Source organism: Flavobacteriales bacterium (assembly GCA_029248105.1).
Lineage (GTDB): Bacteria > Bacteroidota > Bacteroidia > Flavobacteriales > UBA7312 > UBA8444.
Map to the genome: position 1 here is coordinate 1 of JAQWJZ010000018.1, position 25018 is coordinate 25018.

The 25018-nt window shown below is 34.4% G+C and carries 20 protein-coding genes; 19 read left to right on the forward strand and 1 reads right to left on the reverse strand.

Annotation, left to right across the window (positions count from 1 at the left end):
- On the reverse strand, positions 1–378 hold a 378-nt coding region (locus P8I29_02990; protein ID MDG1916761.1), incomplete at its 3' end, for a redoxin family protein.
- A 207-nt stretch (positions 379–585) separates the two neighbouring features.
- On the opposite strand from P8I29_02990, the gene P8I29_02995 reads away from it, so the two are divergent.
- The 19 genes from P8I29_02995 (at position 586) to P8I29_03085 (ending at position 25007) form a co-directional block, all read left to right on the forward strand.
- Positions 586–1296: a T9SS type A sorting domain-containing protein gene (locus P8I29_02995; GenBank protein ID MDG1916762.1), complete on the forward strand. Its 711-nt coding sequence runs from the start codon at positions 586–588 to the stop codon at positions 1294–1296.
- A gap of 83 nt (positions 1297–1379) precedes the next feature.
- Positions 1380–3650: an NADP-dependent malic enzyme gene (locus P8I29_03000; protein ID MDG1916763.1), complete on the forward strand. Its 2271-nt coding sequence runs from the start codon at positions 1380–1382 to the stop codon at positions 3648–3650.
- On the forward strand, positions 3647–4228 hold the full coding sequence (ruvA, locus tag P8I29_03005; protein MDG1916764.1) for a Holliday junction branch migration protein RuvA: 582 nt from the start codon (positions 3647–3649) through the stop codon (positions 4226–4228). The genes P8I29_03000 and ruvA overlap by 4 nt, the downstream gene beginning before the upstream one ends.
- An 85-nt stretch (positions 4229–4313) precedes the next feature.
- Positions 4314–11402: a cell surface protein SprA gene (gene sprA, locus P8I29_03010; GenBank protein MDG1916765.1), complete on the forward strand. Its 7089-nt coding sequence runs from the start codon at positions 4314–4316 to the stop codon at positions 11400–11402.
- A 57-nt stretch (positions 11403–11459) separates the two neighbouring features.
- Positions 11460–11837 carry a glycine cleavage system protein GcvH gene (gcvH, locus tag P8I29_03015; protein MDG1916766.1) on the forward strand — a complete coding sequence of 126 codons (378 nt, stop codon included), beginning with the start codon at positions 11460–11462 and terminating at the stop codon, positions 11835–11837.
- Entirely contained in the window at positions 11838–12215 is a 378-nt protein-coding gene (locus P8I29_03020; protein MDG1916767.1) for a VanZ family protein, read from the forward strand.
- A gap of 24 nt (positions 12216–12239) precedes the next feature.
- Entirely contained in the window at positions 12240–12911 is a 672-nt protein-coding gene (locus tag P8I29_03025; protein ID MDG1916768.1) for an energy transducer TonB, read from the forward strand.
- A gap of 119 nt (positions 12912–13030) precedes the next feature.
- The gene (deoC, locus tag P8I29_03030) at positions 13031–13768 is read left to right on the forward strand and encodes a deoxyribose-phosphate aldolase (protein ID MDG1916769.1); all 738 of its coding nucleotides are present in this window, start codon (positions 13031–13033) and stop codon (positions 13766–13768) included.
- 5 nt (positions 13769–13773) lie between these two features.
- Positions 13774–15111, forward strand: a complete 1338-nt coding sequence (locus P8I29_03035; GenBank protein MDG1916770.1) for a flippase — start codon at positions 13774–13776, stop codon at positions 15109–15111.
- On the forward strand, positions 15108–16031 hold the full coding sequence (locus P8I29_03040) for a sulfotransferase (protein MDG1916771.1): 924 nt from the start codon (positions 15108–15110) through the stop codon (positions 16029–16031). The genes P8I29_03035 and P8I29_03040 overlap by 4 nt, the downstream gene beginning before the upstream one ends.
- The gene (locus P8I29_03045) at positions 16015–16608 is read left to right on the forward strand and encodes an acyltransferase (protein ID MDG1916772.1); all 594 of its coding nucleotides are present in this window, start codon (positions 16015–16017) and stop codon (positions 16606–16608) included. Before P8I29_03040 ends, P8I29_03045 begins: the two co-directional genes overlap by 17 nt.
- A gap of 524 nt (positions 16609–17132) precedes the next feature.
- Positions 17133–17834 carry a hypothetical protein gene (locus tag P8I29_03050; protein MDG1916773.1) on the forward strand — a complete coding sequence of 234 codons (702 nt, stop codon included), beginning with the start codon at positions 17133–17135 and terminating at the stop codon, positions 17832–17834.
- The gene (locus P8I29_03055) at positions 17819–18952 is read left to right on the forward strand and encodes an NAD-dependent epimerase/dehydratase family protein (protein MDG1916774.1); all 1134 of its coding nucleotides are present in this window, start codon (positions 17819–17821) and stop codon (positions 18950–18952) included. Before P8I29_03050 ends, P8I29_03055 begins: the two co-directional genes overlap by 16 nt.
- Positions 18949–19851: a glycosyltransferase family 2 protein gene (locus tag P8I29_03060; protein MDG1916775.1), complete on the forward strand. Its 903-nt coding sequence runs from the start codon at positions 18949–18951 to the stop codon at positions 19849–19851. Before P8I29_03055 ends, P8I29_03060 begins: the two co-directional genes overlap by 4 nt.
- Before the next feature lie 2 nt (positions 19852–19853).
- On the forward strand, positions 19854–20702 hold the full coding sequence (locus P8I29_03065) for a sulfotransferase (protein ID MDG1916776.1): 849 nt from the start codon (positions 19854–19856) through the stop codon (positions 20700–20702).
- A complete protein-coding gene (locus P8I29_03070) occupies positions 20687–21808 on the forward strand; it encodes a glycosyltransferase family 4 protein (GenBank protein MDG1916777.1) in 1122 nt (373 codons plus the stop codon). Before P8I29_03065 ends, P8I29_03070 begins: the two co-directional genes overlap by 16 nt.
- Before the next feature lie 66 nt (positions 21809–21874).
- Positions 21875–23455, forward strand: coding sequence for a gliding motility protein RemB (locus tag P8I29_03075; protein MDG1916778.1), 1581 nt, complete (start codon positions 21875–21877; stop codon positions 23453–23455).
- 134 nt (positions 23456–23589) lie between these two features.
- Positions 23590–24444 (forward strand): heme o synthase, encoded by an 855-nt coding sequence (cyoE, locus tag P8I29_03080; protein ID MDG1916779.1) that lies wholly within the window; start codon positions 23590–23592, stop codon positions 24442–24444.
- Positions 24441–25007 (forward strand): cytochrome c oxidase subunit 3, encoded by a 567-nt coding sequence (locus P8I29_03085; protein ID MDG1916780.1) that lies wholly within the window; start codon positions 24441–24443, stop codon positions 25005–25007. Before cyoE ends, P8I29_03085 begins: the two co-directional genes overlap by 4 nt.
- Positions 25008–25018 lie beyond the last annotated feature (11 nt).

Genomic DNA, 25018 nt, shown 5'->3' on the forward strand with positions numbered 1-25018 from the left:
CACGCTCTTAAAAACCTTTATAATCCAATCTCCAGTTGTGTTAGAACCTGTACCTTCTAAATCTGCTTGAGTGGAACTTGCAGAGCCTTCTACAAACAACACTGCTATTTCGTTACTAGCATCTGGACCATACGTATTATAAAGGTTTTTAAGAGCGTGAGTTTGATGATAAGACCAACATGGTCCACACCAAGTTGCAGAAACATCAATGACAACAGGAATGCCTTGGTCCAAATAATCTGCATAAAGGGTATGACTATTGCCGTTAATATCTGTTCCGGTAAAGTCGGGAACTGTGCTTCCGTCAGCCATTTGAGCACATACATCTGTACTAACAAAGTATAGGGCGGATAACATTAAAATAGTAATTTTTTTCATTTTTTATGTTGTTATATTAATAATTAAACAATCATAAAATCACCTGCTTATAAGGAGGTGCTAAATTAAGCAAATTTTTTCATTATTAGAAAATAATTATGTTCAAGAAATTGGATTTCTTACGTGTTCAAGCGCCTATATTTGCCGTATTCAAAGTCAGTATCATTCCTTTGTTTTTACTATATTTGTTAAATAAATTATGCTATTATGAAAAATCTATTACTATTTACTTTTGCCATCTTGAGTTTCACGGTGTTTTCTCAAAGTATCTCTGTGGAAGCTCATAAAACAGAGGTTGACCCTTCTTGTTGTACGACTCTAATTGGTGATATAGGAACGGAGATTACGGTCAGAAATACTTCTGATGAAACAATTAATATTATGGTTTCCAGGCAAACGCTTAATCAAACATTAGGTACAGAGAATTACTTTTGTTGGAATGCGTGTTATGGTGCTTCTACAAGTGTTTCCCCCGATGGAAAAATGTTTGCACCACAACAGGTTGATGAAAACAGCTTTCAAGTGCATTATGACAACCAAGGCTATAAACCAGCATCTGCTACTGTAAAGTATTGTGCTTTTAATGAGGCTAACCCATCTGATTCAGCATGTACAATAGTTTATTACTCTTTTGCTGCTACTTCTGTGAATGACAATTTTAATAGCTCTTATTTTTCTGAGTTCCACCCCAATCCAACGTCTTCAACAGCTTTTTTAGATTATAATTTAAATTCAAGTGATGTGGCGGAAATAGTAGTTACAGATATGCTAGGTTCTATTGTAAAAAAGGAAATTATTAAAAATAAAAACGGCACATTTAAGTTTGATGTTAGTGACACTAAAATGGGTTTGTATTTTGCTAACATTTTGGTCAATGGCGAGTTCAAAACAATGAAACGCTTAGTAGTCAGTAGATAAACGAACGCACACATAATTTAAAAACCGGTCTTAGTGCCGGTTTTTTTTGTTTAATTTTACGAGCTTATTTCTAAGAATAACGTATGTCTAATAGAAGAAGAAAACAAGAATCCCTAGATTATCATAAGTCTGGCAGGCCAGGAAAGATTGAAGTAGTCCCTACCAAAAAGCACAGTTCTCAGCGAGATTTATCTTTAGCATATTCTCCAGGTGTTGCTGAACCTTGTATCAAAATCAGCGAAAATCCAGAAGATGTCTATGAATATACTGCTAAAAGTAATCTAGTGGCTGTAATAACTAACGGTACAGCAGTACTTGGGTTAGGTGATATTGGCCCTGAAGCCTCCAAGCCAGTAATGGAAGGTAAAGGCTTGTTATTCAAAATCTTTGCCGATATAGATGTCTTTGATATCGAAGTTGATGCTTCCGAAGTGGATAAATTCGTAGAGGTCGTGAAATCTATTGCTCCAACTTTTGGGGGAATAAATTTAGAAGATATCAAAGCCCCAGAATGTTTTGAAATAGAAAAACGTCTGAAAGAAGAATTGGATATCCCTATAATGCACGATGATCAGCATGGTACAGCTATCATATCTGCTGCGGCATTATTAAATGCACTAGAAATTGCCGACAAGAAAATAGAAGATATTCATATTGTTATCAATGGTGCTGGTGCAGCAGCTATGTCTTGTGCTAAATTATATCTTTCGTTAGGCGCTAAAAAATCCAATATTGTCATGTTGGATAGCAAGGGCGTTATAAGAGAAGACAGGGATAACCTAAGTAATGAAAAAGCTTTTTTTGCAACCGATAGTAATATACACACTCTTGATGAGGCTATGACTAATGCCGATGTATTTCTTGGCTTGTCATCTGGAAATATTGTTTCTAAACAGATGATAAAGTCTATGGCTGATATGCCCATTGTATTTGCATTAGCTAACCCTGACCCAGAGATATCTTACGATGACGCAATTTCTGCTAGAGAGGATATTATTATGGCAACAGGTCGTTCGGATCATTCTAATCAGGTTAATAATGTGTTAGGGTTTCCCTATATATTTAGAGGAGCTCTTGATGTTAGAGCAACCACTATCAACGAAGCTATGAAGTTAGCAGCAGTTCGCAGTATTGCTGAGCTCACAAAAGAAGTTGTCCCAGACACAGTTAATTTAGCTTATGGTGAAAAGGTGATTACTTTTGGCCCAGAGTATATTATCCCCAAACCTTTAGACAATCGTCTGATATCCGTTGTTGCTCCAGCAGTAGCTAAAGCCGCTATTGAGTCTGGTGTGGCTCAAAAGAAAATTTCTGATTTTGAAGCCTACGCTCAAGAGCTCAATAAACGTTTAGGTTTAGATAATAAGCTTGTAAGAAGAATAACGACTAAAGCCAAAAGAAACCCCAAGCGTATTGTGTTTGCCGAGGCCGAACATTATAAAGTCTTGAAAGCAGCTCAAGAAGTTAAGGACGAAGGTATTGCTATTCCGATCCTTCTCGGTAGAGAAGCTAAAATTAGACAACTCATTGAAGACAATGTTTTGGATTTAGATGATGTGCTAATTCTTGATCCTAAGAGCGATGAACAAAGAGATATACGTAACCAATTCGGAGAGATTCTTTTTGATAAACGTAAACGTAAAGGTTTGACACTTCCCGAGGCTCAAAAGCTGATGCGAGAGAGGAATTATTTTGGTTCTATGATGGTAGATCAAGGTATGGCTGATGCCTTTATTTCAGGTATTAGCAGAAACTATCCTAGTACTTTACGTCCAGCCTTACAAATTATAGGAACTGAAGAGGGTGTAGATAAAGTTGCTGGAATGTTTATTTTAAACACTAAAAAAGGGACGCTATTTTTAGCAGATACTACTATAAATATCAATCCGACCGATAATGAATTAGCAAATATTGCCATGTTAACCGCAAAAACGGTTCGCCGATTTAATGTTGTTCCTAGATTAGCACTCTTGTCTTACTCTAATTTTGGCTCATCAATGAACCCAAGTGTTGCTAAAATAACACGAGCTTTAAAAATCGTAAAAGACAAAGAGCCTAATTTAGTAATTGACGGAGAGATACAAGCAGATTTTGCATTGCATAAAGATAAAAGGCAACAAATTTTCCCATTCTCTGATTTGACAGATAATGCTAATACGCTTATCTTCCCCAACTTAGAATCTGGAAATATAGCTTATAAGATGATGCAAGAATTTGATGACGTAGAAGCTATAGGACCAATACTTATAGGAATGAAAAAGCCCGTTCATATTTTACAACTAGGCTGTTCAGTTCGTGAAATAGTAAATATGGTAACTATTGCTGTTATTGATGCCCAAACTAAAAGAAAATGATTACACACATTCAAGGAAAATTAATAGAGAAAAACCCCTCATTTGTCATTATCGATTGTAATGGGGTTGGTTATTTATTAAGGATATCATTGCAAACTTTTTCTAAGTTGTCAAATAATGAGCATTGTATGCTTTTTACACATTTGTCTATTAAGGAGGACGCCCATACCTTGTTTGGGTTCTTCGATAAAGATGAACGAGAACTTTTTAGGTTACTTATTTCTGTTTCTGGAGTAGGCCCAAATACAGCTCAGATGATATTATCTTCCTTAACACCTCATGAGATACAACAAGCTATTCTCACCGATAACGTGAGAGTTTTACAAAGTGTAAAAGGAATTGGCGGCAAAACAGCACAGCGTATAATTCTTGATTTGAAAGATAAAATTGCTAAACTTGGAATAAGTGCAAATTCTTCTACTACTTCATACAATACAACAAGAGAAGAAGCGTTATCGGCATTAACCATGCTTGGGTTTAATAAAAACAGTGTCGAAAAATCCATTGATAAAGAATTGCAGGCTGACGGTGATGTTGGAGTGGAAGAATTAGTAAAAAGAGTATTGAAAAAAATGTAGAGAATTTCTCTAATTCAATGTATAAATAGTGTTTCAAAATAAGGCAATACATAAACAAGCACTTTGGTGCTTTTTCTTGTTTTTAGTGCTGAGCAAATTTTCATTTTCTCAGTCCACTAATGACAGCCTCATTTTTCAATTGCCAGAGTCACAATCTTGGGATAATCCCCTGGATGAACCTTCCAGTGGTTTTTACCTTTCTACACCATCAAACCTACAACCACAATTGGAGTATGACCCCGAGACAAAACTCTACAGCGTTGAACAAAACATAAACGGATTTAGGCTTTCAAATCCAACTTTCCTTAGCTCAGAAGAATACGACAATTACAATTCTAAACAGTCCATAGTAGATTACTGGAAAGAAAAAACCTCCAACCCTTCTCTTAGTGGAGATAATGTCAATAAAGGACCTTTAAGCATTGATATTGGAGGAGAGATTTTTGATAAAATATTTGGAAACAGTACTGTAGACATTAGACCTCAAGGCTCAGCAGAATTGATCTTTTCTATAAAGCATAACAAAACCGAAAATAACGCTTTGCCCATCGATAAACAAAGCAATACAAGCTTTGATTTTAAGCAAAAAATACAAATGAATGTTATAGGTAAAATCGGAGATAAGCTACAACTTAACACCAATTATAATACCGAAGCTATTTTTGATTTTGACAATAAAATAAAGCTAGAGTATGAAGGCGAGGAAGATGAAATAATCAAAAAAATTGAGATAGGTAACGTGGGGCTTCCACTTAATGGAACATTGATTTCTGGAAGCCAAAGTTTATTAGGACTAAAAACACAATTACAATTTGGTAGAGCTACTGTAACCACTATTTTTTCTCAACAAAAAAGTAATTCTAAAGTTATTGATGTTTCAGGTGGCGCACAAACTACAGACTTTGATATCTATGCCGACCAATACGAAACCAATAAGCACTTTTTCCTATCTCATTACTTTAAATCGAGATATAACGAGGCGATGTCACAACTACCTTTTATTAATTCTCCAGTAAATATTACCAAGATAGAAGTTTGGGTGACAAACAAAACTGGTACGATAGAAGACACAAGAAATATTTTAGCCTTTTTGGATTTGGGAGAGTCACAAGCAGATATGTATAACACGAATTTGTTTAGTGATAATGCTGATTTTTCCTATCCAGACAACGATAACAATACACTTTATCAGCAAATGCTTGCCGAAGGAACTGATTTGAGAAATATCAATCAGGTTAATAGTATTTTTAATGCGACCTCTTACCCTGATTTTTTAGGATCTCAAGACTATGAAAAGTTAGAACGTGCTCGTTTATTATCACCTACTGAATATACTTTTCACCCTCAGCTAGGTTTCATATCTTTAAATAGTGTTATTGGTCCTGACGAGGTATTAGCTGTAGCATTTCAATATACTATTGGCAATGAATTGTATCAAGTAGGAGAATTCAGTTCAAACGGTCCTTCGGCACCGAGCTCATTATATGTTAAGTTATTGAAGAACTTGAGTTTTTCCCCTCTATTACCTAACTGGGATTTGATGATGAAAAACATCTATTCATTAGGGGCTTATAATGTCAGTTCTACAGAATTTTACCTCGATGTAGTGTTTGAAAACACTAGGGATAACGGAACAATAACAAACTATATCCCTGAAGACGGCTTAACCAATAAACCAATTATCAATTTGTTGTCATTAGACCAATTGAATGCTCAACAAGAACGCAGGTCTGATGGTATTTTTGACTTCTTACCAGGCATAACAATAATTACATCTAATGGTAAAATCATTTTCCCTGTACGAGAACCTTTTGGTGAAGACCTTAGAAGTAAATTTAGTAATAACGATATTGCTGATAATTACGTTTATGATGTCTTATACGATTCTACCTTAACAATAGCTCAACAGTTTCCCGAATACAACAAATTTAGAATAAAAGGAAGCTACCAGTCGGAGTCAGGAGCGGAAATTTATCTTGGAGTTTTTTCCATAGAGCAAGGCTCTGTAGTTGTTACAGCTGGCGGGCTTCGATTAGAGGAAGGTAAAGACTTTACCGTTAACTATTCTATGGGTAAAGTGAATATTATCAATGACGGGATTTTATTATCTGGAACTCCAATTCGTATTTCTGTTGAAAGCAATTCCTTCGGTCTTCAGCAAAAAACGCTTGTAGGTACTCACGTTGATTATCGGATTTCGGATGACTTTATGCTTGGAGGTACGATATTGAACCTTACCGAAAAGCCATATTCTAAGAAAGTAAACTCTGGTGACGAACCTATCTCAAACACTATTTGGGGTTTAGATGGTACATATAGAACAGAGTCTAATTTACTGACCAAGATTGTCGACTTTTTACCTCTTCTTGAAACCAAAGAAAAATCTATGCTTACGGCACAAGGTGAGTTTGCTCATTTAATTCCTGGTCATCAGCGAGCGATTGGAGAAAGCGGTACAGCATATATTGATGACTTTGAAGCAAGTAGCACAGGAATAGATATTAAAAATCCGGGAGCTTGGTTTTTAGCAAGTCTGCCCAATGATCCTGATTTATTTCCCGAATCAGCATTAGGAAATCAAAGTCCTAGGCTTGGAAATTTGAATTCTGGTGCCAATAGAGCTTTAATGTCTTGGTACAATATTGATCCTGCTTTTTATAGAAATTCTACCAATACCCCCTCACACATTGCTAATGACGATACTCAACTTTCTAACCATAGCGTGAGAGAGGTTTTAGAAAAAGAAGTTTTTCCTAATCGAGATCCACAATACGCTACTCAAGTATCGAATTTACCAATTTTCAACCTGTCTTATAATCCATCTAAACGAGGGCCTTATAACTTCGACACTGATAATATAACCACGACAGGCTTATTACTAAACCCTGAAAATAGATGGGCAGGTATTATGCGTAAGTTGGAAACAACAGATTTTGAATTGCAAAATATTGAATTTGTAGAGTTTTGGATAATGGACCCTTTTAACGAGGATTCTGAAAATCAAAATGGAGGTAACTTAATTATGAACTTGGGTAATGTTTCAGAAGATGTTTTAAAAGATGGCTTTAAGAGTTTCGAAAATGGTTTGCCTTCCTCAGAAACCTTAGAGAACATAGACGATGAAAGTAGTGTCTGGGGACGTATGCCTACAACTTTTGCTTTAACTAATTCCTTTGATGTCGATGCTGAATCACGCCAATATCAAGATGTTGGACTTGATGGTTTGAGAGATGTTGATGAGCGTGCTTTTTTCGACACAGCATATATTCAGAAGATAGAAACTATATATGGTGTAAATAGTGAGGCCTATACTTTAGCGAATACAGACCCTTCTTCTGATAACTACACTTATTTCCTAGGCGATGCCTTAGACGGACAAAGCGCATCTATTTTAAAGCGTTATGAATATTTTTCTGGTATAGACGGCAATTCAGCAATTCCCAACCCCACACCTACAATGTCTACTACCATTCCTAACACAGAGGATATAAACTTTGATAATACACTAAATGAGTCGGAGAGTTATTATCACTACAATATTCCATTATTTCCCAATATGCAAATTGGCGATAGCTATATAACCGATATACAAGAAACTACCGCCAAAACCCCTACAGGTGATAGGTCAATCAAATGGTATCAGTTTAAAATACCAGTACAACAGCCAGATAAAACAGTAGGTTCTATTCGTGATTTCAAGTCCATACGATTCATACGTATGTTGTTGAAAGATTTTGACCAACCTATCGTTATGCGTTTTGCAACTTTGGAGTTGGTTCGTGGTGAATGGAGACGTTATAATTTCAGCTTAAAAACAGAGGGTGAATATGTTCCTAATGATAACTCCAGCACCACATCCTTTGATGTTTCTGTGGTAAATATAGAAGAGAATGCTGAAAAAATCCCAGTGCCATACGTGCTACCACCAGGTATTGAGCAAGAAGTAGATAACACAACGACTTATGTCAGAAGACAAAACGAACAGTCTTTAGTACTCAAAGTTTGCGATTTAGAAGACGGAGATTCTCGAGCAGCATACAAAACCTTCAATAATGACTTCAGAACTTATAAACGTCTGAAAATGTATGTTCATGCCGAGGCTTCAGGAGAAGTGGAGTCTGCATTACAAGATGGTGAATTGTCCTTGTTCGTTAGGTTAGGAACCGACTTTAATGATAACTATTACGAATACGAAATACCTTTAAAAGTAACACCTTGGGGCGTTTCTAGACTGGACGACCAACTTATTTGGCCAATCGAAAACGAGCTCAATATCACCTTTGAACAATTGCTTGATGCTAAGCAAGAAAGAAATAAAGCGGTAAGAGATGGTATTCATGCTAGTACTACAGATCCATTTTCAGGAACTGACAAACAAGTTACTGTAGTTGGTAACCCAAATATAAGCATGGTAAAAACCATAATGTTGGGTGTCAGAAATCCTCGAAAAGGAAGTCCAAACTCGACCTCTAATGACGATGGCTCATCGAAGTGTGGTGAAATTTGGTTGAATGAATTGCGATTGACTGATTTTGACGAAAGGGGTGGTTATGCTGCAAACGGCCGAATAAATGCTAGATTAGCAGACTTTGCAAATGTAAACCTTACGGGAAGCATGAGTACTATTGGCTTTGGTTCTATTGACCAGAGTCTTACAGCAAGACAAAAATACGATGCCTATCAATATGACTTCTCTTCAACCTTTGCATTAGGTAATTTCTTTGGTGAAAAGGCAGCTATAAAAATACCGATGTATGTTGGTATTTCTGAAGCCATTCAAAACCCTCAATACAATCCACTTGACCCAGATATTACGCTGAAAGCCTCTCTAGATGAGTTGCAGTCCAATGAGAAGAAAGAAGAATTAAAAGAGATAGCTCAAGACTTAACAAAAAGGAAGTCTATCAACTTCACTAATGTCAGGAAGAATAAGTCGTCATCAGCGGGGAACAAAACAAAGATTTACGATATTGAAAACCTATCAGCAACATATTCAAGAAACGAAACATTTTCTAGAAATGTAAGCCTCAAGGAAAGAACAACAGTGAGCACTAAAGCATCATTAAATTACACCTATTCCTCTAAACCTAAAAATATAAAACCTTTCCAAAAAGTTAAGCTGTTCAAAAACAAGTATTTTGCTCTTTTAAAAGATTTTAACTTTTATACTTTACCGAAATCAATCTCATTCCAAACAGATTTGGATAGGTATTACAATAAAACTCAATTTAGAAATATCAACAACCCAGATTTCACATTGCCACCCTACTACAACAAGGCATTTGTTTGGAATAGAAACTATAGTATTAAGTACGATTTGACACGTACTCTAAAAACAGAATTCAAAGTCAATAACTCAGCTAGTATAGACGAGCCACAAGGTGAACTTGTTAGGTCTGACCCTTATTATCAAGAGAAAAAAGACTCCGTTTGGAATAATATCTTGAATTTTGGACGACCCACTTTGTACCATCATTCTCTCAATGCGAGTTATAATGTACCGTTAAATAAATTTCCACTTACTTCTTGGATTAATTTAAATACTAAGTATGTTGCAAATTACGATTGGCTAGCGGCACCTTTAAGTTTGCAAAGTCTAGGTAATACTATTCAGAATAGTAATAATAAACAGATAAACTCGACATTTAATTTTGGGCAATTGTATAACAAAGTGCCATTCCTTAAAAAGCTCAATAGGACTAGTTCTAGAAATGTAACTCGAGGGAGGGGGTCTACTAGAGAATCTATCCGACTACCTAACGAGGCGCAAGATACCGTAAGAGTTTCTATGAAAGATATTGTTAATGGCGTTTTGAAAACAGCTCTATTAGTCAAAAATATATCCATTTCCTATAGACAAAATCAAGGTGTAGTATTGCCTGGTTTCAATAAAAAACCTCATTTCTTTGGACAAGATTGGGACGCTATGGCACCAGGCATTCCTTTTGCTTTAGGAAGTCAAAACATTGATATTAGAGAGTTAAGTTCACAAGGAGGTTGGCTTACTTCAAATACAGATTTGAATCAATTCTTTAAGCTTACCAATAGCGAAACACTTAATTTGAGAGGTACTCTTGAGCCTATTAAAGGATTTAGGATAGAGCTGACAGCTAATAGAACCAAAACCAATAATTCACAAGAGATATATAAGTATGATCCTAATTTGGGTGACTACGAATCATTCAATACAATAGAAAATGGTAGCCATAGCATTTCTTTTATTAGTTGGAATACATCCTTTATAAAAGATGATGACAATTATTCTAATGCTACTTTTCAGCAGTTTAGAGATAATAGAGAAGTCATTGCCAATAGACTTGCTGGATCTAACCCATATGATAATAGTATTGTTGATAGCACAGGTTATCCCTTAGGATATCAAAGTAATTCTCAAGATGTGTTGATACCTGCCTTCTTGGCAGCTTACTCAGGTAAAAATGCTTCGTCAGTTGGGCTCAATAATTTTCCAAACATACCATTGCCAAATTGGCGAATCAATTTTGATGGTTTGCGTAATCTGAAATGGATAAAAAAGAGAATGAATAACATAGTGTTGAGCCATTCTTACCAATCTACATACAGCGTAGGAAATTACGTGACTAGTTTAGATTATGAGGAGGGTTTTGACCAATGGCCAAATGCTATAAACGAAGCAACCTTAAACTATTATGACAAGTACGAAATTAATCAAGTTACCCTAAGAGAAAGCTTGAACCCACTATTTAAGATAGACATGACTTTCAAAAATAGTATGACGGCTCGTTTGGAAATCAAAAAAGAAAGAACCTTGAGTTTAGGTCTAAGTAATAATCAACTTACGGATAGATCTTCAGACGAATGGATTGTTGGTACAGGCTACAGAATAAAAGAATTATCCTTTAATGTTAGGGCGGCAGGGAAACAAAGGAAGATAAGTTCAGACCTAGATTTAAAGCTTGATTTTTCATTACGAAGTAACAAAGTTATCATTAGAAAGATTGAAGAGAATCAAGAAGAAATAACAGGTGGCAATAGCGTAATTACTTTAAAATTTACTGCTGACTATGTAGTAAGTAGTAGATTTAATTTGCGCTTATTCTTCGATAAAGTAATGACAAATCCATACGTTTCAAATACCTTCCCTTCAGCAATAACAAATGGTGGTTTTAGTGTCAGATTCACCTTAGCTCAATAGCATTAAATTAAACTTTATATTGTATTTTTGTGCCAAATAAAATAAATAAAAGTAGACATGAATATTCCTGCAGATTTAAAATATACTAAAGACCACGAATGGGTAAAGATTGAAGGTGACGAGGCAGTAGTCGGAATTACCGATTTTGCTCAGAGTGAATTGGGCGATATTGTTTTTGTTGAGGTTGAAACTGAAGGAGATACTATTGACCAAGAGGAAGTTTTTGGTTCAGTTGAAGCTGTAAAAACAGTATCTGACTTATTTATGCCATTGTCGGCTGAAATACTTTCATTCAACTCTGAGTTAGAAGATACTCCTGAAGTAGTCAATACTGACCCTTACGGAGAAGGATGGATGATTCGAATTAAAATTTCAGACAACTCTGAATTAGATTCATTATTATCAGCTGAACAATACAAGGAATTAATTAGTTAAATGCGCTTTACTTTAGCAATAGTATGGGCTGTAGTTATAGCAGTTTTACATGCTATTCCAGGCTCTGATTTTCCAGAATTTTCTATTTCTGACTTTTTTCAAATCGATAAGCTTGTACACGCTATCGTTTTTATGATTGGCGTTTATTTGTTTGCCGTGGCATTAGCCGAGCAACAAAAAAAGGCTTTTATTCGTTATCTTATTGTATCATTTGTTGCTTACGGATTGTTGCTTGAGTTACTTCAAGATCTAGTTTTTGTAGAAAGAAGTGCCGATGTCTTAGATTGGTTAGCAGACACCGTAGGGGTGTTTTTAGGCGTTTGGATTTTTAAGAAATTTCCTTTTCCCGTATCAACAAATTCGATTAAAAAAGGTTAAATTTGCTCAAGTAACCCAATTTTTATGGAACCAAAAAAGAACCCCAAAGTAGATTTAGAGAAGAAAAGAGGTTTGTTTATGCAAATCGGCTTGGCTCTATCTCTATTAATCGTTTTAGGCGCTTTCGAGTACAGAACGTATGAAAAAGTTGTTGCTTCGTTAGGAGATTTAGTGCTAGATGCAGAGTTTGAGGAAGAAATAGAAAATACGTTTAGAGAACAAAAGCCACCTCCACCACCTCCACCGCCGCCAGATGAAATTATAATTGTTGAAGACGATGAGGAAATTGAAGAGGTAGAAATTGAAGATACTGAATCTGATGAAGACCTTGAGGTTATAGAAGAGGAAGAAGAAACTACCGACGAAATATTTATGGTGGTAGAAGATATGCCTCGCTTTGAAGGATGTAGTGACGAAACGTGTACTCAAACTAAGATTATGCAGTTCATTGCTAGAAAAACAAAGTATCCGCCAATTGCAAAAGAAAACAATATTACGGGTAGAGTTTTTGTCAGTTTTGTCGTTGATAAAACAGGAAAAGTCACCAACGTTAAAATATTAAGAGGTGTTGACAAGTATCTAGATTCAGAAGCAATTCGTGTAGTTTCTAGTTTGCCAAAATTTAAACCAGGAAAACAAAGGGGTAAGCCTGTAAAGGTTCAGTATAATGTTCCAATTAGTTTTAAATTAAACTAACCCCTATTTAACAATACTTAAAAGGCTCTCCGTTTGGAGAGCCTTTTTTAATACTAGATTTTCTGCTTTAAAATCGCTATTTTTACTAGCCCAAAACAAGACACTATATGAATTCTAAAATGGTCAACTTTTTTGATTCTACTTATCTTAAAACTAAAGAACAGGCAAATATATCATCTGAAGAAGATATACATTGTATTAAGTCTGTGGTTTTGGAGGCTATAGAGCATCAGTTTAAATTAGTAATGATTCGTTCAGGTCACATCTCTTTGGCTAGGCAAATTATAGCTGCTAAAAATAGTCAAGTCTTAGTGGGTACAGTCATCGATTTTCCGAGCGGAACTTCATCAACAGAAAGTAAGTTAAATGAGATTCAATCAGCCATTGAGCTAGGAGCTGACGACATAGATGTTGTTATCAATTATAATCGATTTATACAAAATGAAAAAGACTATATCGCTAATGAAGTCAAAGAATGTACAGCCTTATGCCTATCAAACAACAAGACCATAAAGTGGATAATTGAGTCGGCAGCTTTAAGTGATAACGAGATAATAAACATCTGTCAGCTGATCAGAGATATTGTTTTGGAGAACTTTGAAAATGCCAAATCACAAGATGTGTTTGTAAAATCTTCTACAGGTTTTTATGTTAGTCCAAATTCAGAACCTAACGGTGCCACCGTTTCAGCAATTAAGCTTATGGTTGAGCATTCATCGCCCTTGGCTGTAAAAGCATCTGGCGGAATTCGTAGTGCTGAAGACTTTTACACTATGATTGACCTTGGTGTTAAGCGCATAGGCACCTCTTCTGCTTTGGCAATATTACAAGGCAAACATTCTAATTCAAACTATTAGACTTTTTGAATAAAATAAAATCATACCTTTCAAAATATTCTCGAGATGTTCATTTTTTTGAATTAATCAAAGGAGCATCTAGTACATTTCTTCTTAAAATTGTAGGCTTGTTAGTCGGCTATGGTCTTGCCATTTTTATTACAAATAAGTTTGGAGCTTTTGTTTTTGGTCAGTACGTGACCGCACTACTAATAGTTGAGATCTTAAGCATTATTTCAAGGCTAGGAATAGATACGGTATTAGTGCGATTTATCTCCAGATATGTACATAAAGGAGCTTCTAGCTTAATCAATCAACTTTTTTTTAAGTCAATAGCACTTGTTACTTTATCGGCAGTTGTTTTCACCTTATTGTTATTATTCTTTTCTGATTATATAGCTAACTTTATGAATTTAGATGAAGAATACCTCTTAATAGTTTCTTTTTCTTTTATTCCATTAGTTCTGTTCCACATGAACACTCAGGCTATCCGAGGATTGAAGCAAATGATGTCTTTTTCATTTTTGAATAACGTTGCCATCACCTTATTTACGTTTATTTTAATGGTGGTATTAGTTGCTTTTTCTACCTCTGAAAAGCTACCTATTTACGCTTATGTAATGAGTGTTTTTGTCATGACCATTTCTTCTTATTTTTTATGGTTTTTTCATAGAGCTAAGATTGTTGATTCAAAGCAGAATAATAGTGAGTCAGAGTTGAGTACCAAAGCATTGTTTAAAGTTTCTATTCCTTTATTGCTGGGCCAATCTATGATGCTAATAATGGGGAAGGTAGACTTATTTATGCTGGCTAATATGACCTCATCGGATAAAGTAGGAATTTATAATATCGCATTAAAACTATCCATGTTAGCCTATATGGGTTTAATGGCTGTTAACAGTATTGCGGCACCAAAATTTTCAGAAATTCACTCTTCAGGAGATATTGATGCTCTAAAGAAAATAGTTCAACAATCAACAAAAACTATATTTTGGGTAACTTTTCCGGTCATACTTTTATTTTTAATTTTCCCAGACACTATTTTAGGTGTTTTTGGTGATGAGTTTAAGTTAGCCGCTATGGCATTAATAATATTATCCATTAGCAAAATGTTCAGCGCAATTTCTGGTTCTGTAGGGACATTTTTACAAATGGTTGGCAAACAAAATGTTTTTCAGAACATACTTATCTTTACAGCGATTATTAATATAGTTTTGAATTATACACTTATCCCCAAGTATGGTATCGACGGAGCTGCATTTGCTAGTGCTATAAGCGGAGTGATATGGAATGTGTTAATGATAATTTATATAAAGAAGAACTTTGGTTTTTATTCCATATATTTCCCTGGAATTAAACGATGATTTATCCTAACTTTTATATTGTTGGTGCGCCCAAGGCGGGAACGACTTCTTTGTATCACTACCTTGATCAACATCCAGAGATAGCAATTCCTGATAAAGAGCCTCGTTTTTTTATTAAAGAAAGTATAGAAAAAACGTCTGATTCAGATCCAATTAAACCTTATTTACTGAGAAGTTCGGTGTTAAATGAGAATGATTATTCTAATCTGTATGCAGATAAAAAAGAAAAAGTTAGATGCGACGCTAGCACTCAATATCTGTATCATTTTGATGAGGTAATACCAAAAATCAAACAGCTTAATAGTGATTCTCCAAAAATCTTAATACTCTTGAGAAACCCTATTGAAAGAGCTTTTTCTAATTATTCTCACAATTATTCGACCTATGAAAATCTAGATTTTGAGGAAGCTCTTCAACAAGAGTCTGAGCGTATCTCAAAAGGGTTTAACTCTTTTTGGCACTACAAGGGTTTGAGTACGTATGCCGACTCAGTAAAAGCTTATAAAGAGGCATTTAAAGAAGTTAAAGTGATATTGTTTGAAGACTTCATAAAAGACATCGATAAGTCTTTAGTTGATATTTTTAATTTTTTAGAAGTTGACAGCAACTTTAAAGTGTCGCACTTTATGATAAATAAAAAAAGTACAGGTGCGCCAAAGAGTAAAAAACTAAATGTAATTCTTCAAAATTCTTCAAAGTTTAGCATTCTCAAAACCGTTCTTTATAAGGTTATTGGAGAACAAAGAACAAAGTTATTTAGAGAGTTAGTAATGCGTAAGAATTTATCTAAATCAAAAATTTCTTTAGATGAATCTTTGAAATCCAAATTAGAATCCTATTTTGTGGAAGATATTGCTCAGTTAAAAGAAATATTGCCTGAGCAAAATATAGGCTGGTTAAATAATGGAACAAATTCATAAAATATACCGAAGAATAAGAGATAAGATTTTTACTTTCCTTTATCGAACTTCATTTAAGGAATTAGGACCTAAATCTACACTTGCTATGCCCTTTAGTGTTGAAGGTGCTCGCTTTATTTCTATTGAAAGAGAAGTCTATGTAAAACCTAACGCTTGGTTTTTGGCTTTGAATAATAGCGAGGTAAAATCTTCTGAAATTAAATTGTCAATAGGTGAAAGAACCTATATTGGACGAAATGCTCATATAGTAGCTTTAAAAAGTATACGTATTGGTAAAGGGGTTTTAATGGGAGACAACGTATATATTGCGGATAATTTTCATCGCTTTGACAGAGTGGATTTGCCATTTAAAGACCAAGGGATTGGCTTCAAGTCTGAAGTTGAAGTCGGTGAAGGGACGTGGCTTGGAGAAAACGTATGTGTGATTTCTTCTAAAATTGGAAAACACTGTATTGTTGGAGCGAACTCTGTCGTGCTCAATCATGTTCCTGACTACTGTATGGTTGCTGGTTCACCTGCTCGAATCATAAAGAGATACGACCATTCTACTGAAAGCTGGGAAAAGATTAAAGAATAATTATGAAAATTGCGTTAAAACAACTGAGTTTATCTTGGCTTCCAATGCTTTTTTTGGTCTTAACAGCAGGAAGTATGTTGTTTGTTTTTTTTAGAAAAGAGATGCTTTATTTTGTTTTTTTTCTTTTCTCTAGTTTGTTTTTAGCCAAGCATATTTACAAGAGAGAGCTTCTCATTTTTGTTCAGCTTTTGATATTGTTTTTATCTTTTCTGCTAATAAACTTTTTATTTGCGACCTCTACTCAATCTACGCAGAAGCTTTTTGCAAACATTGTCATATTTACTTCTTCTATTTTCTCTGCCTTATATTACTCGAGAGAGGAAAATAAAAAACAGTTTATTCCACACCTGTATTTGGTGTTAAAGATTATATTAATACATTCTTTAATTAGTTTCTTTATATATCCCTTTATACAATCTTTTTTATTTGAGATTAGTAACAGTCGTTACGACTGTGTTTCTTTCTTAAACATTTTCTTTTATTTAAAATACACGCACTCATTTTCTGTATTAGGTATAGATCTAGTGAGAAATCAAGGAATATTTTGGGAGCCGGGTGTTCTACAAATATTTCTCAATCTATTATTATTTATCATATCTTTTGTTAAAAAGAAAAGAGGCTTAATATTTTGGCTTACTGTACTTGCTATTTTCACAACCTTTTCAACTACAGGTTTAGTGGTAATGTTTATTCTGCTTCTTATTTCTTTTGGTGCAGATATCAGAAAGAACATCTTGTTTTTACCCATTAGTGTTTTATTGATTGCGTTGGTCTATTTCGTTACAGCGGCTAACATTTCCGATAAGCTTCATGGTGAGGGTCAATATTCTTTTCAGGCACGTTTTTTTGACCTAGTTCAGCCGCTTTATATGGTCTATGAAAATCCACTAACAGGTGTTGGATTAGATGATGAACAATTTATGAATACACGCCAAAAAACAAACTTTTCATTAAACTTACAGGCATTAGATTTCTCAAATGTTAATGATAAAGGATCAACCAATTCGATAATGTTTTTCTTAGCTGCAGCAGGAATACCCTTTACTTTGATGCTTTTACTCATGCTTTATCATCAAGCTTTTATATTGGAAAAGCGTAATTTGTTTTTTATCTTTATAATAATATCATTAATGACTGAGCCCATTATGCTCAGACCTTTTTTCCTTACTTTTGTGATTTCAGGTGGAATAGGTTTTATAAACAAGTTTAGATGGAAAATATATTAATTTCTGGTGGAGCTGGATTTATAGGTTCCAATTTAGCATTGAAGCTTGTTAGTCTTGGTCATAAAGTAACAATCCTTGATAACCTTTCTCCACAAATACATACCGAGTCTGAGAACAATTCACAGTTGTATTTATCAATTAAAGATAAAGTCTTTTTTATAAAAGGTGACGTAAGAAACAGAAAAGATTGGCAAAAGGCCATTGCCAATAATAGTGTCATTGTTCATCTCGCTGCAGAAACAGGAACAGGACAATCCATGTATCAAATTGAAAAATATGTTGAGGTTAACTGTAGTGGTACAGCTATCATGTTAGATATATTAGCCAACGAGGAACATCAAGTTAAAAAGGTAGTTGTAGCTTCATCAAGAGCTATTTATGGAGAAGGTAAATACCAATGCAGTGATCATGGAGATGTATATCCTTCTGAAAGGAGTGACGAACAAATGTCGAAAGGTCATTTTGAGCCTATTTGTACAAAATGCAAGCAATCGGTTGCTTTAGTATCCACCGATGAAAATTCAAAAATCCATCCAACTTCTATATATGGTATCACCAAGAGCAATCAAGAGCAAATGATTCTTGTAGCGTGTAAAAGCTTAGGCATCTCTGCCGTTTCTTTAAGGTATCAAAATGTATATGGTCCAGGACAATCACTCAGCAATCCATACACTGGAATTTTATCTATCTTTTCTACAAGAATATTAAATAATAATCCGATTAATATTTTTGAAGATGGACAGGAAAGTCGTGACTTCGTATTCATAGACGATGTGGTGGACGCTACTGTTTTAGCCATTCAAAACAATACTATAGAATCCGACTCATTTAATGTTGGCTCGGGGGTTTCTACAACTGTACAAACTGTAGCTGATGGATTGAAGCGCTTATATCAATCAGATGTCGAAATTCATGTTTCTGGAAATTATAGATTGGGAGATATTCGTCATAATAAGGCAGACATCAGTAAAATTAAACAGACCTTAGGTTTCACCCCAAAAGTACCTTTTGAAGAGGGCTTGAAACAATTTGTAGATTGGGTTAAAAGGCAAGATGTTAATTCTGATAACTACGACCATTCTATAAGTGAAATGAAAGATAAAGGTTTGATGAAATGAAAATAGGTGTTGTCACAGTAACTTATAATAGCTCTTCTGTATTGGAAGATTTCTTCACGTCAATAGAAAATCTAGCCTATCCAGATTTTAACTTATATGTTATTGATAACGCATCTAGTGATGACACGATTTCAAAAATTGAGGACTGGAGTTTTGAATCTAAACTTCTTTTAAAAAACACCAATAATCTTGGTGTAGCAGCAGGTAATAATCAAGGTATAAAGTTGGCATTAAAGGATAATTGTGATTTTGTTTTACTGCTAAATAATGATACGGTATTTGAAAATCATCTATTAAGCAAGCTTTTAGATACATATCGGACTTACGGCTCTTCCATTGTTGTACCAAAAATGAATTATTTTTCTCCTTCAAATATGATTTGGTATGCAGGAGGGTTTTATAACAGAAAAAAAGCATTTTTAAACTACCACAGGGGGCAAGGAGAAACAGATGATAATCAATATAATGTAGACGATAAAATTGAGTATGCTCCTACCTGTTGTGCTCTAGTTCATAAATCTGTTTTTGAAGATGTGGGCTTAATGGACGAAAAGTATTTTGTCTATTTTGACGACACCGATTTTTTCTATAGAGTTTTGATACACGGAAAACATGAGGTTAGATATAGGCACGACATTCATTTTTTACATAAAATAGGAAGTCTGACACAATCAAGAAATAAAGATAAGCCTCAGAAATACGGCACTTTTTTCATTAAGCAGAATAGTAAAAATCACGTCTATTTTTTAAAGAAACAAAAGACATTCATAGCCTATATAAATTTGATTTATCTATGGTTTTATTTGACGACTCGGTTTTTTATAAGTCCAAGGTTTGAAAAAAAATGGAGTGTCTTTTACCTAATTCAATCGTCCTATTTTCAAGGATTTAAAATGTAATAATGAAAGTCAATACATTTATTGTAGGCACACCAAAGGCGGGAACCACCTCCTTACACCATTATCTTGATCAGCATGCAGATGTGTGTATGAGTAGCGTTAAGGAACCGAACTATTTTTCCTCAAACGAAGTCTCTACTTTATTTTACAATTCATTATGTGTGGACAATAGTGAAGATTATCAAAAACTTTTTTCCAACCAAAAGTCAAAAATTACAGGCGAAGCTAGTGTCTCTTATTTGTTTTATGAGGACGTTCCCAAACGTATTCACGACTACAATTCAGAGGCTAAAATTATAATAATGTTAAGGCACCCTATAGAACGGGCTTTTTCACATTACTTGATGGATTGTCGTCTTGGTTTTTGCTCAGAAAATTTAGAGGATATCATAGCTAATCCACAAAAATTTCCTCAATATTTTCAGCAATACTTAGAGTTGGGCAATTATTGTCCACAATTGAAACGCTATATTGATACCTTTGGTAGAGAACAAGTGATGATTATTTTTTACGAAGACTTTAAGGCAGATGCTCAAAAAGTGATGACTAGCCTATTTAGCTTTTTGAGGATTAACCAACAAGTGGTTGACTTAAGCATTCAAAATCCATTCTTAGCACCTTCAAATTCAATAATATCTCTATTGTATAAAATCAATTGGGTCAGAAAAGGGGTTAAAATGATATTACCTCTCACACTTTTGTCATCAATAAAAGTCAGGTTTTTCTCAAAAAAGGATAAACCCAAGTTATTAAATCTGACTGAACAGAAATTAAGAGATTACTATAAGGAAGATGTTTTGCAATTAGAAAAATTATTAAATATTGATTTAACTCGATGGAAGATAAAGTAGCCATCATAGATCCGGTAGGGATAAAAAGCGGAATGAATCATTACGATACATTTCTTTGTAACTCATTGACTAAGCAAGAAATTACACCTTTTATTTATTCTAACTTTGAGTTGCACTCTGATTCGGTTATCGCTAAGCGTTTTTTCGGCACTTTTTTCAAAAATAAATTTTCTCAAACGCTCAATTTTTTAATGGGAATGCTCAAGTCTTGTATGGATTGCAGAAGGAATAATATTTCTAAAGTAATAATCCATGTATTCTCTACTCATAATATGGCGGTTATGACCTATGCTTTTTGCAAATTATTCGGGCTAAAGACGATTACAATTTCACACGATGTATTTTCCTTCACAAATCAAGATAATAAATGGTACCACCACCTTATTTATAATTTTTGGTCTGATAGGATAGTGGTCCACAATAGCTATTCTTTTGATCATTTGTTGCCTCAAATACAATCAAAAATGCATTCTAAGGTTAGTGTTTTAAAGCACGGCGCTTTTGTTGATTTGCCCAACAGAGCAATAAGTAGAAACTCAGCAAGAAAATCACTAGGCTTAGAAAACGATAGGCAATATATCTTATTTTTTGGTCGATTAAAGCCGACCAAGCGTTTAGATGTTATGTTAAGAGCAATGCCTCTAATTGATGCTTCAACGCACCTTATCATTGCGGGTCATTCGGGTAAAGATGACTTTAGTAAATATCAGTCCATTATTGATGAGCTGGACTTGTCAAGTAGATTGATATTGGACATCAATTACATTAGTGAGGAAAAAAGAGAATTATATTTCAAGGCAACTGATTGTTTAGCTTTACCTTATGAGCTTATCTTCCAAAGTGGTGTTTTGCTTATGTCGCTTTCCTATGGTTTGCCTGTAGTTGCAACTAAAATAGCCCCATTTGAAGAAGTTATAGAAGATGGACAAAATGGTTTGCTTTTTGAAAAAGGTAATTTCAAACATTTGGCACAACAGTTAAATATACTAATGAACAACAAGGATTTAATGACGGACATGACACAGAATGCGATAAACCACATGAGAGAGGATTATTCGTGGGATGATATTGCTAAAGGTTATACCTCGATAATAAATTCTCTGTAATGCTTGTTTTGTTTACTTTTGCTTTAGACATCAGTTCAAAATCTATTTTGATTAAATAATCTGCAAATGAAAAAATACCTTTTAATTTTTTTACTGTCACAGTTTTCACTCACTCTTATTGGGCAAATAAATGCACCCTTAAGCCATTCCTATTATTCATATACGGAAAAGGATATACACGATATTGGTATCTCAAAACATACATCATTTAAGCCCTTTTTATTCTCCTCTGACGACACTACCTATTATAACTCTTTCAAGCCAATTTCATCAAGAAAGTCATTGATTTATGATTTTTTAAACGCAGATTTATTGAGAGTTGAAGATGCAGATTATATGTTTGCATTGAATCCGCTTTTTCATTTTGAATTAGCAGAAGACAATGATAGACGATATGTCAACACAAGAGGGGTTGAGGTAAAAGGAAGGATAGGAAAAAAAATAACTTTTTACTCTTCTTTTTATGAAAATCAGTTGTTGCTCTCAGACTATTTAGAAGACTATGTGAGAACTAATGAGAATGTTGTTCCTGGTCAAGGTATGGCAAAGTACAATCTGCTTTACGAAGAGGGCATTATGGATTTTTATTATGCTTCAGGATATGCTAATTATGATATCAATAAATTCTTTGACGTACAGTTTGGTCATGGCAAACATTTTATTGGCGATGGGTATCGTTCTATGTTACTTTCCGATAATTCATTTAATTATCCTTATTTGAAAATAACTACCGACGTATGGAAATTTAAGTACGTCAATCTATTTTCTTATTTTCAAGATATCAATTTCGACATAGATGCGCAAGATATAAGCAAGTCAAAATTTAGTGCTATTCATTACTTGAGTACTAATTTAGGTGAGCGGTTGAATATTGGCATTTTTGAATCCATAATGTTAGCCGAAGATAGTTTAGGCAATGTATTTGACATCAACTATATGAATCCTATAATCTTTTACAGACCTGTAGAGTATTCTATTGGTTATTCACGACAAGGTAATGCCTTATTAGGTTTGTCATTAAAGTATAAGTTGACGTCTACTTCTCATTTATACGGTCAGCTAGTTCTTGATGAGTTTAGGTTGAGCGATTTTTTAGATCGTAATGGTTCTTGGCTCAATAAATATGGAGGGCAAATTGGGATGAAATATTTTGATGCTTTTGGTTTTGAAAACCTGTCACTACAGACGGAGGTAAACTTCGCTAGACCATTTACTTATTCTCATTTCAACCCTATTCAGAACTATGCTCATTATGCTCAGCCTTTAGCACACCCGCTAGGTGCAAGTTTTCTTGAAAATGTAAGCATTGCGCGTTATAGAAAAGATAGGTGGACTGCCGATTTGAAACTAATACATGCCAAGCATGGTGGCGAAATAACTGGGGACACTACAAATTATGGTAGTGATTTATTTATTTCATACAAAGAAGGTAAAAAAGATTACGGTAATGAAATAGCTCAAGGCAATACCACTAATTTGCAAATTGTTGATTTTAGATTGGGTTATATTGTAAACCCTAGAACCAATATGAAGTTGGAGATAGGAATTACTAATAGGGTTTCTAAAGATTTGAATACCACTTCCAAAAATCAATATTTATTCTTTGCCTTCAAAACGGATTTGCAAAACTTCTATTACGATTTTTAGATTAATTCTAAATACACAATTTTGTTAAAATTTCAGCAATAAAAGCCCATGCAAATATAAAAATTGGTAAATTTACTCCCTAGATAAAAAAGACGTTTTTTGTCTCATAATGCTCATTATCAAACACTTATAAATTGTCCATAAACGACATTTTACAGCTTTCAAAAATTAGATTGACCACAAGCGTCGTCTTTTCTGCTATTGCAGGGTATTTTATTGCGGGCGGATTGTTTCAATCTTTTGATTTGATAGCTTTAATTTTAGGAGGCTTTTTAGTTGTTGCTGCATCAAACGGATTTAATCAAGTGATCGAAAAAGACTTGGATAAATTGATGAAGAGAACAGAGAACAGGCCTTTGCCTAAGCAAAGAATGACAACCAATCAAGCTTTAATACTGTCTCTTGCAATGGGGCTTGTTGGAGTCTTTTTCCTGTTTTCCATAAATATGTACTCTGGTATTTTTGGTTCACTATCTGTGCTTTTGTATGTGTTGGCCTACACGCCATTAAAGCGTATTTCCTCCTTTTCTGTGTTTGTTGGAGCTTTTCCTGGCGCTATCCCTTTTATGTTGGGTTGGGTAGCTGTATCTAATGATTTTGCTATTGAGGCGGGTATTTTATTTGCTATTCAATTCATTTGGCAATTCCCGCATTTTTGGGCTATTGCATGGGTGTCTGACGAAGACTATACTAAGGCGGGCTTCAAAATGTTGCCTGGAGAAAAGGGTAAGGCTACCGCCTTCAAAACATTAATTTATACTTTATTTTTAATACCCTTATCGGTATTGCCAGCCTTTGGTTTTACAGGTGAGCTAAAGTTATCTTTATTAGCCTGTCTGTTTGCTATAATTTTAGGATTATGGTTTTTCACAAAGTCTGTAATGCTATTCAAAAGTCTTTCTAATGACGATGCAAAGAAGCTCATGTTTGCTTCCTTTATATACCTACCATTATTACAATTAATTTATGTTATTGATAAACTATTATGACAACATTTGAAGAACAAAAGAAAAAGTCTGCCAAGCCATTATTATGGATTTCTATGATAAGTATGGCTATGATATTTGCCGGTTTGACGAGTGCCTTAGTGGTAAGAAAAGCTGAAGGCAATTGGTTAGCATATGACTTTCCAATTTGGTTTTATATCAGTACAGCTTTGATTATACTTTCAAGTTTTACTATGAATTGGGCAAAGAAAAGCGTTAAAAAAGATGATTTAGAAACTGCTCAAAAAGGACTTAATTGGACGATTATATTGGGTTTAGGATTTGCCTTATCGCAATACCTTACTTGGGGAGCATTGTATGATGAAGGGGTATACTTTACCGGACCAGGTAGTAATGCCTCAGGTTCATTTTTGTATGTACTAACCTTATTGCATTTATTACATTTAGCAGGTGGTATTATTGCGCTTTTGATTACCGCTTTTAAAGCCAAAAGAGGCTTGTATTCCAGCCAAAACTCTATTGGCATTGAGCTATGTGCAATTTTTTGGAACTTTTTAGATTTTTTATGGCTTTATTTATTCCTGTTTTTACTATATAATCACTAATATTGCATAAC

Excerpts from the sequence above, each read along its gene's own strand:
- P8I29_02995 (MDG1916762.1), top strand. The coding sequence starts at position 586 with ATGAAAAATCTATTACTATTTACTTTTGCCATCTTGAGTTTCACGGTG.
- P8I29_03055 (MDG1916774.1), top strand. The coding sequence starts at position 17,819 with ATGGAAAATATATTAATTTCTGGTGGAGCTGGATTTATAGGTTCCAAT.
- gcvH (MDG1916766.1), top strand. The coding sequence starts at position 11,460 with ATGAATATTCCTGCAGATTTAAAATATACTAAAGACCACGAATGGGTA.
- P8I29_03040 (MDG1916771.1), top strand. The coding sequence starts at position 15,108 with ATGATTTATCCTAACTTTTATATTGTTGGTGCGCCCAAGGCGGGAACG.
- P8I29_03000 (MDG1916763.1), top strand. The coding sequence starts at position 1,380 with ATGTCTAATAGAAGAAGAAAACAAGAATCCCTAGATTATCATAAGTCT.
- P8I29_03065 (MDG1916776.1), top strand. The coding sequence starts at position 19,854 with ATGAAAGTCAATACATTTATTGTAGGCACACCAAAGGCGGGAACCACC.
- ruvA (MDG1916764.1), top strand. The coding sequence starts at position 3,647 with ATGATTACACACATTCAAGGAAAATTAATAGAGAAAAACCCCTCATTT.
- P8I29_03025 (MDG1916768.1), top strand. The coding sequence starts at position 12,240 with ATGGAACCAAAAAAGAACCCCAAAGTAGATTTAGAGAAGAAAAGAGGT.
- P8I29_03045 (MDG1916772.1), top strand. The coding sequence starts at position 16,015 with ATGGAACAAATTCATAAAATATACCGAAGAATAAGAGATAAGATTTTT.
- P8I29_03075 (MDG1916778.1), top strand. The coding sequence starts at position 21,875 with ATGAAAAAATACCTTTTAATTTTTTTACTGTCACAGTTTTCACTCACT.
- deoC (MDG1916769.1), top strand. The coding sequence starts at position 13,031 with ATGGTCAACTTTTTTGATTCTACTTATCTTAAAACTAAAGAACAGGCA.
- P8I29_03020 (MDG1916767.1), top strand. The coding sequence starts at position 11,838 with ATGCGCTTTACTTTAGCAATAGTATGGGCTGTAGTTATAGCAGTTTTA.
- P8I29_03070 (MDG1916777.1), top strand. The coding sequence starts at position 20,687 with ATGGAAGATAAAGTAGCCATCATAGATCCGGTAGGGATAAAAAGCGGA.
- P8I29_03085 (MDG1916780.1), top strand. The coding sequence starts at position 24,441 with ATGACAACATTTGAAGAACAAAAGAAAAAGTCTGCCAAGCCATTATTA.
- P8I29_03060 (MDG1916775.1), top strand. The coding sequence starts at position 18,949 with ATGAAAATAGGTGTTGTCACAGTAACTTATAATAGCTCTTCTGTATTG.